At 46.2% G+C, this 11,486-nt stretch carries 12 protein-coding genes; 10 read left to right on the top strand and 2 right to left on the bottom strand.

The features are described from left to right. Positions 1-72 precede the first annotated feature (72 nt). The 5 genes from Q0C19_RS07835 (at position 73) to Q0C19_RS07815 (ending at position 3,578) form a co-directional block, all read left to right on the top strand. Positions 73-1,428 (top strand): FAD/NAD(P)-binding oxidoreductase, encoded by a 1,356-nt coding sequence (locus tag Q0C19_RS07835; protein ID WP_295054824.1) that lies wholly within the window; start codon positions 73-75, stop codon positions 1,426-1,428. A gap of 107 nt (positions 1,429-1,535) precedes the next feature. Next, entirely contained in the window at positions 1,536-2,006 is a 471-nt protein-coding gene (locus Q0C19_RS07830) for a thiosulfate oxidation carrier protein SoxY (RefSeq protein WP_295054820.1), read from the top strand. Beyond that, complete coding sequence (locus tag Q0C19_RS07825) at positions 1,975-2,352, top strand: thiosulfate oxidation carrier complex protein SoxZ (protein WP_295054817.1); 378 nt, start codon at positions 1,975-1,977, stop codon at positions 2,350-2,352. The genes Q0C19_RS07830 and Q0C19_RS07825 overlap by 32 nt, the downstream gene beginning before the upstream one ends. A 49-nt stretch (positions 2,353-2,401) precedes the next feature. Next, positions 2,402-3,130: a sulfur oxidation protein gene (locus Q0C19_RS07820; protein ID WP_295054815.1), complete on the top strand. Its 729-nt coding sequence runs from the start codon at positions 2,402-2,404 to the stop codon at positions 3,128-3,130. Positions 3,131-3,140: 10 nt separating this feature from the next. Further along, on the top strand, positions 3,141-3,578 hold the full coding sequence (locus Q0C19_RS07815; RefSeq protein WP_295054813.1) for a hypothetical protein: 438 nt from the start codon (positions 3,141-3,143) through the stop codon (positions 3,576-3,578). 22 nt (positions 3,579-3,600) lie between these two features. On the opposite strand, the gene Q0C19_RS07810 is transcribed toward Q0C19_RS07815, so the two are convergent. Together Q0C19_RS07810 and Q0C19_RS07805 are read right to left on the bottom strand one after the other, a co-directional pair. Continuing rightward, positions 3,601-4,152, bottom strand: a complete 552-nt coding sequence (locus tag Q0C19_RS07810; protein ID WP_295054812.1) for a YceI family protein — start codon at positions 4,150-4,152, stop codon at positions 3,601-3,603. Between the two features lie 100 nt (positions 4,153-4,252). Continuing rightward, the gene (locus Q0C19_RS07805; protein ID WP_295054809.1) at positions 4,253-5,797 is read right to left on the bottom strand and encodes a B12-binding domain-containing radical SAM protein; all 1,545 of its coding nucleotides are present in this window, start codon (positions 5,795-5,797) and stop codon (positions 4,253-4,255) included. A gap of 181 nt (positions 5,798-5,978) precedes the next feature. On the opposite strand from Q0C19_RS07805, the gene Q0C19_RS07800 reads away from it, so the two are divergent. From Q0C19_RS07800 to Q0C19_RS07780, 5 genes are all read left to right on the top strand, one after another. Beyond that, positions 5,979-6,515 carry an EF-hand domain-containing protein gene (locus Q0C19_RS07800; protein WP_295054807.1) on the top strand — a complete coding sequence of 179 codons (537 nt, stop codon included), beginning with the start codon at positions 5,979-5,981 and terminating at the stop codon, positions 6,513-6,515. 9 nt (positions 6,516-6,524) lie between these two features. Beyond that, positions 6,525-7,358, top strand: coding sequence for an FAD:protein FMN transferase (locus tag Q0C19_RS07795; RefSeq protein WP_295054804.1), 834 nt, complete (start codon positions 6,525-6,527; stop codon positions 7,356-7,358). A 52-nt stretch (positions 7,359-7,410) separates the two neighbouring features. Continuing rightward, the gene (gene ppsA / locus Q0C19_RS07790) at positions 7,411-9,807 is read left to right on the top strand and encodes a phosphoenolpyruvate synthase (protein ID WP_295054801.1); all 2,397 of its coding nucleotides are present in this window, start codon (positions 7,411-7,413) and stop codon (positions 9,805-9,807) included. An 82-nt stretch (positions 9,808-9,889) separates the two neighbouring features. After that, a complete protein-coding gene (locus Q0C19_RS07785) occupies positions 9,890-10,588 on the top strand; it encodes a cytochrome b5 domain-containing protein (protein WP_295054798.1) in 699 nt (232 codons plus the stop codon). After that, positions 10,585-11,486 (top strand): 2-oxoacid:acceptor oxidoreductase family protein (locus Q0C19_RS07780; protein ID WP_295054796.1); only part of this gene is annotated, 902 nt, incomplete at its 3' end. The genes Q0C19_RS07785 and Q0C19_RS07780, both read left to right, overlap by 4 nt.

Here is an 11,486-nt window from a genome sequence, read left to right as displayed (position 1 = left end):
AAAAGCATTAAGGTTAGCGCGGATACACTGCCGACTGATACAAAAATCTTATACTTAACGAAGGGGTTAACGATGGCGCTATCAAGAAGAGATGCAATGAAATTTACCGGGTTGGCTGCAGTAACAGCAGCAGCAAGCGGTTACGCAAAAGGGAACGAAGGGGGTGCAAAAGCGGCAACGCAAAATATTTTGCTCTCACCGGCTCCGATCCCTGCAGCAAAAGGGCCGCGTGTTGTTATCGTAGGTGCGGGACCGTCAGGTTTGACGATTGCTAAATATGTCAAAAAAGCTAATCCGAAAGTTGATGTTGTTTTGATGGACAAACGTTCCGTATTTATGTCGGGTTTTATTAGCAACTTGGTAGCGACGGGTGTTTTGCCTTTGGATTTTATCACACATGATTTTCTAGAGGGCGCTCGCAACGGCAACTATACATTTTTGCAAGCGACCGCACACGAAATTGATCGTACCTCCAAAACGGTATATACCAACGAAGGGATCATAAAATACGATGTTCTTGTATTGGCTCCGGGGATTGATTATGATTATTCAAAATGGACCAACGGCGATCTTGAACTCGAAACGGCACTTAGAACCAAATTCCCGGGTGCATTTATCGCAGGTAGCGAAACGTTAACACTAAAATCGAAAATCGAAAACATGGAAGGCGGTGTGTTTGTTCAAACCGTTCCGGGCGGAAACTACCGTTGTTTGCCTGGACCGTATGAGCGCAGCTGCTTGATCGCGGATTATATGAAACGCAATAAAATCAAAGGAAAAGTGGTGATCTTGGACGAAAATCCGAATATCACGATTAAAGCCGACGGTTTCCACTCTGCGTTTGAGAAGCTGTATAAAGATTACATTACGTATATGCCAAGTACTACTATTACCAGTATCGATCCGAATAAACAAAAAATCGTCACTGAACTCGGTGAAGAGATTGATTTCACCGATGCAGCACTTTACAGCCGCGTTCGCGGTAACAAACTGCTTGAAATCGCCGGTGTAGCCAAAGACAGCGTATTTAACAAAGGTGAAGCGAACATCGATCCGTTTACGTACCAGGTTATCGGTGATAAAAACGTATTCTGTACGGGTGACGTTCGTCCGATGGGATTCTCTAAATCAGCGAATACCGCGAATACCGAGGGTAAAATCGTTGCCAAAAATATTGTTAAATATCTTGCGGGTGAAGAGCTCAGCCAAAAAACATGGTCATCTCCGCTTACCGTATGTTATTCTGCGGTTGCGGGCGATCCGATGCGCGCTATTTCAGTACATGCTGAATATGCATACGATGAAACGAAAAAATCGTTTGGATTCGCCAATGCCGGAACAATGGAAAAATGGGACGGAGCTGACGGTCTTGCCGGCGGTAAAGGTCTTGTCGAATGGGGTAAAGGTCTTTACCGAGACTTCTTTTAAATCACTCTTCTTGCACGGGTTCCCCGTGCAAGGCAGATTCAAGCAATTGCGGATTGTTTAGATTTGTCTTGGTGAGACAAGATGATTTTTTTGAAAGAGAGGAAGATATGCAAAGACGCAGTTTTATCAAAGGGACATTTGCCCTTGCCACAATCGGTTTATTGAATCCGATCTTTTTTCGTCACGGATTAAGTGCGGCGGAAGAGGCGGTAGAGATGCCGTTTACTGAATTGATCAATGACTATTTATCAGGAAAAACAGCAGAAGACGGCAGTTCGATCATGGCTCTGAATATTCCTGAAGCACCTGAAAATGGGGCGGTCGTTCCGGTCGAAGTGACGATTAATCATCCGATGACTGCCGATAATTACATTAGCAATATTACGGTTTTGACGACAAAGAACAAAGCGAATAAAGCAATCTCATTCGATTTGACTCCGGCGAACGGGATCGCGTATTTGTACGTTAATGTCAAAATGGGTCAAACGCAAGATGTCGTTATCTTGGCAAAGAGCAATAGAGGGAAAATTTTTAAAGTATCACAAAATGTCAGAGTCGCTCTCGGCGGATGCGGTTGATAAGGAGATTGGAATGGAATTACGCGGAACAGTAAAAATTTTAGATCAAAATTATAAAGTCGGCGATGTGGTGAAAGCCAAAATCATCGTTATACATAAAATGGATACCGGTTTTACCAAAGACAAAGAGTCGGGCAAAACCTTTCCCCGTTTTTATTTGAAAGAGATTACGGCTACCTATAACGGGGCCATTGTAGCTTCATTCGAGTTGGATGTCGCGACGAGTCAAAATCCCGTCATACAGTTTCCGTTCAAAGTGACCGGTCCGGGTACGCTGGTTATTGATTTCGTAAACTCGGATGAGGATAAAGCACAAAAATCGGTAGCCATCACCCCTGCAGGGTGAGAGACTGTTGTCTCAACAAAAGAAATAATCAGTTATTGGAATGATGCGCATGGAACGTAGAAGTTTTTTGAAAGTTATGGCGGCGGGGGCTACAATTGTAGCGGTGAACCCTTCATTGATTCGCGGGACGTTGCGCGCGGATGACGGTCGATTGTATACGGCGTATGAAAAAGCACAAATTGTAGACAGTTCGGGTGTTCCGATTAAAGCGTCTGCCCTTGAAAAAGAGGTTACATATATTTTTAATTACCCTTTTGCCTCTACACCGAGCTTGATTGTCAATCTTCCCGAAGCAACGCAACAGGAAGTGGCGTTAAAATCGGAAGCGGGCGAAGATTATGTATGGAAAAGCGGTGTGGGAAAAGAACGCACCATCGTGGCATACAGTGCTATTTGCGCCCATCAGTTAACTCATCCGACGCCGAATGACAGCTTTATAAAATATGTCCCTAAAGCAACACCGACGATGGCCTACACTAAAAGCGGTATTATTGTCTGTTCTTCCCATCTCTCAGCCTATGATGCTCAGGCGGGTGCCAAAGTTTTAGGTGGTGCGGCGACTCAGCCTCTTGCCGCTGTTATTTTGGAAGTGGCTGCTGATGATACGATCTGGGCGGTCGGTGTATTGGGATCCGATAAATTTCAAGACTATTTCAAAGCCTTCAAGCCTGAATTTAAAGAGTTTTACGGCGGAGTGGCACAAGCAAAACAGCTTGTCTCTATTTCGGCAAAAACCGTAAAATTGACCGAATATTCCAAAGAAATTATTCAATACTAAAGGTGCACGTATGAACAAAGTATTAATGGCATTGGCACTCACCTCTTGTCTATCAGGTTCAGCTCTTTTTGCCGCTGATAAGTCTTCCAGCGAAGCTGCTGAGAGAGTTCATCGAACAATGTTGATGAAAGACATGCGCAGTATGCTCGATGCGATGGAACAAATTCAGCGCGGAGGGTTATACAGTTCAACTGAGGATATGAAATTAGGGGTTAAAAAACTTCAAGGGACATTGAAAACGCTTGAGAGTGAAGAGATTAAATTTATCCTTCCGAAAGATCAGGTATATGCCTATAAATTTGCCCAAAAAACTGCCAGTATGCTCAGACTTTATTCCGATGATATGATAGCATCGATCGAAGCGGGGCATATGGATGAGGCTTTGGATGACTATTCTCAGTTATTGAAGCAATGTACCTCATGCCATATGCGGATACGAAACTGGTAAATATTTCTCTTTCGAGAAATATTTAGTAGCAATTATTGGCTACCGGGATTTCAAATCCGATCTCTACGTCCTGCCATGTTTTTCCGGCGTGGAGGTTAAAGCAGGTCGTATTGATGGATTGCAGTGCTTTTAGCATGCTAAAGTCACTGAGATCAATTACCCCTTTTCCCACAATTTTCCCTTCTTGCACCGCATAACTCATCGGGATTGTTTTGGTAACCCCGTTCATCGTTATTTCTACTTGTGCTTTGGAATCTTTCGCAGAGGCAATCTTTGCTGTGATCGAGTCAACATTTTGCACTTTGAAGAATGAGGAGACGAGGGTCGCATCCCTTCCGGCATTTCCCGAGTTGATACTTGCCGTCTGAATGGTGATATGGCTTTGGGTAAGAAACTCTTCTACCGTTTTAGCAGATTTCGGTGAGAATGTGGCATGATCAAATGTTCCGCCCACTCCAATTTTTTCATAGGTTTTGAACGCTTTCCATGTCACTTTTGCATTTTCAGAGTAATAGGTACATTCTGCAAATGCACTGCTGACAATGAGTAATCCGGCTAATATAAACGTTTTCATGGGTATCCTTTGTTTAGAGATAGATTACTGATAGTTATATCTTAAACTCATTGCCAAATGATTAATGAAGCGGTATTAGCTTGAAATTTTAAGGTGAAGGCTAAGTGCGTTTGGCTTGCCGTTTCGGCGTCACCGTATTCGTCTCTTTAACCTTTTTTTCTTGGGCGGATTGGCGTAGAAAGAACGGAATGGTTTTTTCCGGCCGTTGTGACAAGTCGTCCATCAAAGCCGCTTCGACAATCTCTTTGTCGTGACGTTCTATAAGATAGGCATGAATCAACGCAATCTGACGTTCTAGTGATATTTTCCATGTGGAGAGGGTTTGATCGTATATCCAGAGGCTAAAGGCATAGAACCCATCAAATACTTTCCCCTCATTCCACAGCAGAGGAACGGTTTTATTAAAACTTCCGCTGTTGTAAAAAATATCCCAAAAGCGGGCGAACCGTTTCATTTTTTGAATTTGACTAAAACTGAGCAGATCATTTTGAAGAATGTCATAGGGGGGTGTATCGGAGTAGATCATTCCATGGGCTTTATCGTGGCGGGAAAGGGTAGTTCCCGAGAGATTTTTAAGGATTCCGATTTGGATTTCGCTGTGGGTAAGAGAGACAAGAGTATCGAGATTGCGGCCGAATCCTTCGATGCTCTCTCCCGGAAGTCCGACGATCAGATCGAGGTGCATGTGTGCATGGGTTTCGTTTTCCAAAAAGCGGAGATTATCGTAAATTTTTTCCACTTTAAGAGGTCTATTGATCCCTTTTGCGATGAGAGGGTCTAAGGTCTGGATACCGATCTCAAGCTGCAGTGATCCTGCGGGAAAACGGGCAATTTTTTCTTTCAGGACTTCGGGGAAATGATCGGGGATCACTTCGAAATGGGCAAAGTAAGGTGGCTCTTTGGAGAGGAAAAAATCTAATATACGGTTGGCAAACGTCATATTGAGATTGAAGGTACGGTCGATGAATTTGAAACTTCGCGCCCCCCGCTCCCAAAGAACTTCAAACTCTTCGAGCAGTTCATCGAGAGGAAAGTTGCGTACTTTTTCATCGATTGAGGATAGGCAGAACTCGCACTCGAACGGACATCCCCGTGAGGCTTCGACGTAGATATAACGGTGTGCTACGTCTTCGTCATTGTAGGCGCTGTAAGGGAGGTGAATCGATTTGAGATCGGGGAGAGGGGCTTTGATAAAATGAGGACTCCGTTCACCCTGAGCTTGTCGAAGGGTAGATGGTTCGACAAGCTCACCATGAACGGGAGAAAGCAACTCTTTACACAACTCGTAAAATGCCACTTCCCCCTCGCCACTGATGATGTAATCGGCATGGCTAAGATCGACACGGTGTGGCAGATGCCCAGCTTCAGGTCCGCCGAGGACGATGATCGTCTGTGGAGAGACTTTTTTGAGGGTTTGGATCAATTCCGAACACTGTGCGGCATTCCAAATATAGACACCGATTCCGATAATGCGGGGGTTGTATTTTAGTAAATCTTCGGCGATGCTCTGTATTTGTTCGTTCATCGTAAATTCGACGATTTTTGCCATCGGTTGTAACTCATGCATATTGGCATAGAGATAGCGCAGACCTAATGCAGTATGGGCGTAGCGGGCATTAAGCGTCGTGAGGAGAATCGTGTGCATACAGTTGTTATCCGATTAAGTATTTTAATACCGTATGGTAACGCTAAGAAGCTTATCGCAACATTCTTCGGTATGATTTTTGCTTGTACATAACAGCATATTCGAAGCGCTAAAAGCCGTAAGACGGATCTTGTAAGGTTTTGAGAATTCCCATATGTGTTTTATTTTCAAAGGAGATACCATGACAATCAATGGCGGAGCTTCCTGGGCGGCTTCATCACAGTCTTACGGTAAAGGCAGTGTCCAAGGTCAAAGCGGTGCAAGCGGAAAGGCCGATTATACGTCTAAGATGCAAGAAGCGGCTAATGATCTTCTGTCGGCATTGGATACCGATAAAAGCGGAACTATCGATAAAACCGAATTTTCGCAGGCAGCGCAGGCATTGGCTGAAAAAACAGGTAAAAATTACAATGATGCCGGCTCTGTATTCGGGAGTGTCGATGGCAACAGTGACGGCGCTATCAGTGCGGATGAGTTGATGAAAGCCCTTCAGCAATCGCAAGGCAAACAAGCTCATGGCGGTCATCACCATAAACCGGAAGCTTTGGATACGTCCTCGCAATCCCTTTCTCAGACAGCGGATACGGCTCAAAGCACATCCGAAGAAGCATCATTGTCGAAAATGCAGATGGCTCTTTTACAGCGGGTAATGGCGGCATATAGCAGCAACGCCAACGCCGCAGCAGCGAGCAGTTCGACAACCCTCGCGACTGCATAACGGTCATCGGTGCATCCCTATCAGTTTGAAGCTTTCAGCACGCCGTGCGAGCTTCATATTGATGCACCGAGTTCATCGGCAGCGAATGCTGTTGCAAAAGCCGTTTTTGAAAACGCTAAACGCCTTGAATCTCTTTATAGCTTTTTCCGAAACGACTCTGAAATTTACAAGCTCAATGAACGTACAGAGAATCATCATCTCCTTAGCGATGAGCTGGCAGGACTGATCCGATTAGCCATTTTTTATGCCGAGGTCACCCAAAGAGCTTTTGATATTGCTACGGCGGGGACACTCAAAAATCTCTCCAATCTCCCCTCATATCATGAATATTCTCGTCAAAAAGAGCTCCTAATCCCTTTTGCCTCCTCAGAGCATATCCTGTTGGAAGGGAATCGTTTGAGCTTTGCGAATGAACATACAAAAATCGATCTCGGAGGTTTGGTTAAAGAGTATGCGGTCGATCAGAGCATGTTTATCCTTCAGTCCTTGGGTATTACATCGGCATTGGTTAATTTCGGAGGCGATATAGCCGCCATAGGCAAATGTCAGGAGTTTTCGTGGAAAATCGGGATAGAAGACCCTACGAATTTTGAACAAAATCTGATGGAAGTCGAGTTGAATGACGTATCTTTGTGCACTTCGGGACATTCCAAGCGCTATGCGACGATTGAATCTGAAAAAATATCGCATATTGTCTCATTCTCCGACTTTTCAAAACGTTATTCTCAGGTGAGTATTATTGCCCCGACTACGGTTGATGCGGGTGTGTGGAGTACTGCTTTGCTGATAAATTCCTCATTGGAAATACCAGAACATATCAAGGTTGTTTCTACCTATTTTTAAATATGAAGTTCTATGGTATCCTACTCTTAAGAAGAAGAGAAAAGGAGATGATATGAATTATGTTCGCACTCTGGATTCATTGAGATTAAAGGATATTGCTTTAGTCGGCGGAAAAAATGCCTCTTTGGGGGAGATGATAGGGTCTCTCAAACCGCTGGGGGTCAAAGTTCCCGAAGGGTTTGCCGTAACGGCGGAGGGGTATCGTGCTTTTATCGCACATAACCGTTTCGAACCCAAGATCCGGGAGTTTTTCAAAGGGATTGATCTTACCGATATCGAAGCGCTTAACCGATGCGGAGACTCTATCCGTTCTTTGATGCTTAGCGGTGAAATGCCTGAAACGTTAAAAGCCGAAATTGCCGAAAGCTACCGTACTATGGAAAGCGAATACGGCACGCCGTCGGTGGATGTAGCGGTACGCTCGTCGGCGACGGCGGAAGATTTACCCGATGCGAGTTTCGCGGGGCAGCAGGAGAGTTATCTCAATGTACGCGGGGAGACGATGCTCATCGAGCATGTGAAGCGATGTTTTGCCTCACTCTTTACCGACCGCGCGATCAGTTATCGCAACAGTCGCGGGTATGACCATTTTGCCGTTGCCCTCTCGGTAGGGGTGCAGAAAATGGTGCGCAGCGATTTGGCCAGCAGCGGTGTCATGTTTACCATCGATACCGAAAACGGCTCGGAAAATCTGATCCTCATTAACTCCATTTGGGGGCTTGGCGAGAACATCGTCGGCGGTCGGGTCAACCCAGATGAATTCTATCTCTTTAAACCGACTCTTCAAGAAAACAAAGTCTCCATCCTCAAACGTCAGCTCGGTTCCAAAGCACTGACGATGACCTACGATGAGCGTCACCATACGATGAATCTCTCCACTCCAAAAGAGCTGCAAGAGAGCTTTTCGATTAACGACACGGAGGTCGCGACACTGGCTCGTTATGCGCTGAGTATCGAAGAGCATTACACCGCTATTGCAGGGGAATACCGCCCGATGGATATCGAATGGGCAAAAGACGGTATTACGCAAGAGCTTTTTATCGTTCAGGCGCGACCGGAAACGGTTCAAAGCCGTAAACTCAGCAACAATACGCTGGAGCAATACCGCTTCAAAGAGGAGATCAAGGCTAAAGTGCTCTTGGGAGGCAAAGCCATCGGGGAAAAAATAGGTTCGGGAAGTGTCAAGATTATCCACTCACCCGGTGAGGGGGAGCGTTTTAATACGGGAGATGTTCTTGTCGCCGACATCACTGATCCCGATTGGGAACCGATTATGAAAAAAGCCTCTGCCGTTATCACCAATCGCGGAGGGCGGACGTGTCATGCCGCCATCGTTGCACGCGAAATCGGTGTTCCCGCCATCGTAGGGACGATCAATGCGACCGAGCTTCTTCGTGAGGGGGAAGCGGTGACGGTCAGTTGTGCCGAGGGGGAGAACGGTCGGGTCTATGAGGGGTTGATTGCCTATGAGATTACCCAAATTGATCTGGGGAACCTCACTCCGACAAAAACAAAACTCTATATGAATGTCGGGAATCCCGACAGTGCGTTCAAAGTGGCAAAACTTCCCAATGACGGGGTAGGGTTGGCTCGGATGGAGTTTATCATTACCAACACTGTCAAGGCGCATCCGATGGCGTTGGTGGAACTCTATCGCGGTAAGAAAATTCGTGATCTCAAAGCGGTAAAAGCGGCTATGAGAGGATACGACGACCCCAAGAAGTTTTTTATCGACAAAATCGCCGAGGGGGTAGGGATGATTGCAGCGGCATTTTATCCTCGTCCTGTAGTTGTTCGTACCAGTGATTTTAAATCGAACGAGTACAAACACATGGTTGGCGGTGCGGCGTATGAATCGGATGAAGAGAATCCGATGATCGGTTTTCGGGGGGCCAGCCGTTATTATTCGGAGCAATACCGGGAGGCGTTTGAGTGGGAGTGCGAAGCGCTGAAGCGGGTGCGCGATGATATGGGGCTCACTAATGTCAAAGTGATGCTCCCTTTCGTCCGTACCCCCGAAGAGGGGCGCAAGGCGATAGCCGTGATGAACGAAGCGGGGTTGGTGCAGGGAGAGAACGGCTTGGAGATATACGCAATGTGCGAAATCCCCTCTAACGTTATCTTAGCCGATCAGTTTTTGGAAATTTTCGACGGCTACAGTATCGGCAGCAACGATCTCACCCAACTTACTTTGGGAGTGGACCGTGACAGTACTCTCGTTGCGGCGGTGTTCGATGAACGTAACGAGGCGGTGACGCGGATGCTCTCCATGGCGATACGCGCGTGTAAAGAGCGGGGAAAATACATCGGCATCTGCGGACAGGCACCTTCGGATTATCCGGAAATTACCCGATTTTTAGTTCAGGAGGGGATCGATTCGATCTCTCTTAACCCCGATTCGCTCCTTAAAATGCGGCAGGTGGTGAGTGCGTTTGAGGCTAAACAATAAATTTTTAAATTAATTTTATTTTATATTGTTGCATTTACCAAGTTGGACTAAAGTATCTGTAACCAAATGAGAGCAGGAATTTATGCAGCAATTGAGTGAGGAAGAGCTTCGAGGGTACAACGGTCGGGATGGTATGCCCGCTTATATCGCCTACAATGGGAAGGTATACGATGTCACTTCGTCCAAATTTTGGAAAGAGGGGACCCATTTTAAAAAACATTTTGCGGGGCGTGATCTGAGCGCTGAAATGGCAAATGCGCCCCACAGCGATGAGGTATTTGAACATTATCCGTGTGTCGGCGTATTCATCCCCTCTCCTACAATAACTACGATAGATAAAAAAGAGCGGTATCGCCAATGGTATGTCAAATACCATCCCCATCCCGCCGCGGTTCATTTTCCGATAGCGCTGCACTATTTCAGTGCATTTGCGGATGGTTTGTTTTTAGCTAATCCCTCCACTGAATATGAAGCGGCTGTTTTTTTATCGTTTTTGATTGCTACTGTCATGGGATTTTTTGCGTTGATCAGCGGAGTTTTCAGCTGGTGGATCAATTATAATTTTTCGGCTGCCAAACCGTTTCTTATAAAATTGATCGGGGCTTTATTCACCCTTATTATCGGTGTTATCCCGCTGATTCAAAAACTGCTGAACCCCGATGTCCCTTTTAGTACAGGGATAGATGGAATAATGTATCACTCCATTATTTTTATAACGGTCATCTCGATTACGATTGTCGGGTATTACGGCGGAAAAATCACCTGGGGGGCGAGAGTATGAGAGATTCGGTTTCGGTATTGATCGGGGGGAGTGCGGGGCAGGGGATTGCGAGTATTGAGACTCTTTTGACCAAAGGGTTCAAACGTTCAGGGTTTTATACGTTTTCAACCAAAGAGTTTATGTCCAGAATCAGAGGCGGCAGTAATACGACGCTGATACGAATATCCAACCGGCCGGTAAATGCTGTCGATTTTAAAGTGGACATTTTCGTTCCACTGGATACAGACGCTTTTTTTCATGCGCAGGAGCGGATACGTCAAGAGACATGCGTGATTGCGAAAAAAGGGGATTTTGAGTGCGACTGTACTCTTTATGATTACGATCTGAAAACGTTGGCCAAAAGTATCGGCAACCCGATCGTCTCCAATACGATTGCCGCAGCGCTCGTATTCGGAATGCTCGGATGCGACCTAAAGGTTTTGCGAGAGATTATCATGGAGCTGTACAGCGACGAATTGCTTGTGGTGAATCTCAAGGCGTTGGATATCGGCGCAGAGCTGGCGCAAAATAACGGGAAGTGTGATTACTGTATCGAGCCGAATCTCTCCGATAAGAATGGAACTGCTTTCTTCTTGAGCGGTACGGACGGGATCGGATTCGGAGCCGTTGCGGCGGGATGTAATTTCATCTGCAGCTATCCGATGAGCCCCTCTACGGGAGTGTTGAACTTTTTAGCGAAACAGAGCCGAAATTTTGGTATCTGCGTCGAGCAGGCCGAAGATGAAATTGCGGCATTTCAAATGGGCTTGGGGGTTTGGTACGGCGGTGGAGCGGCAATAACGACGACGAGCGGCGGCGGATTCGCCCTGATGGGTGAGGGGCTCAGTCTCAGCGGGATAACCGAAACCCCGATGGTTGTCTATTTGGCGCAACGTCCCGGCCCGGCGACAGGTCTTCC

This window comes from Sulfuricurvum sp. (assembly GCF_023250475.1).
GTDB lineage: Bacteria > Campylobacterota > Campylobacteria > Campylobacterales > Sulfurimonadaceae > Sulfuricurvum.
Note: the sequence above shows the minus strand (reverse complement) of the source record. Positions and strands in the feature narration are given on the sequence as shown.

Excerpts from the sequence above, each read along its gene's own strand:
- ppsA (WP_295054801.1), top strand. The coding sequence starts at position 7,411 with ATGAATTATGTTCGCACTCTGGATTCATTGAGATTAAAGGATATTGCT.
- Q0C19_RS07830 (WP_295054820.1), top strand. The coding sequence starts at position 1,536 with ATGCAAAGACGCAGTTTTATCAAAGGGACATTTGCCCTTGCCACAATC.
- Q0C19_RS07825 (WP_295054817.1), top strand. The coding sequence starts at position 1,975 with ATGTCAGAGTCGCTCTCGGCGGATGCGGTTGATAAGGAGATTGGAATG.
- Q0C19_RS07805 (WP_295054809.1), bottom strand. The coding sequence starts at position 5,797 with ATGCACACGATTCTCCTCACGACGCTTAATGCCCGCTACGCCCATACT.
- Q0C19_RS07835 (WP_295054824.1), top strand. The coding sequence starts at position 73 with ATGGCGCTATCAAGAAGAGATGCAATGAAATTTACCGGGTTGGCTGCA.
- Q0C19_RS07785 (WP_295054798.1), top strand. The coding sequence starts at position 9,890 with ATGCAGCAATTGAGTGAGGAAGAGCTTCGAGGGTACAACGGTCGGGAT.
- Q0C19_RS07820 (WP_295054815.1), top strand. The coding sequence starts at position 2,402 with ATGGAACGTAGAAGTTTTTTGAAAGTTATGGCGGCGGGGGCTACAATT.
- Q0C19_RS07815 (WP_295054813.1), top strand. The coding sequence starts at position 3,141 with ATGAACAAAGTATTAATGGCATTGGCACTCACCTCTTGTCTATCAGGT.
- Q0C19_RS07800 (WP_295054807.1), top strand. The coding sequence starts at position 5,979 with ATGACAATCAATGGCGGAGCTTCCTGGGCGGCTTCATCACAGTCTTAC.
- Q0C19_RS07810 (WP_295054812.1), bottom strand. The coding sequence starts at position 4,152 with ATGAAAACGTTTATATTAGCCGGATTACTCATTGTCAGCAGTGCATTT.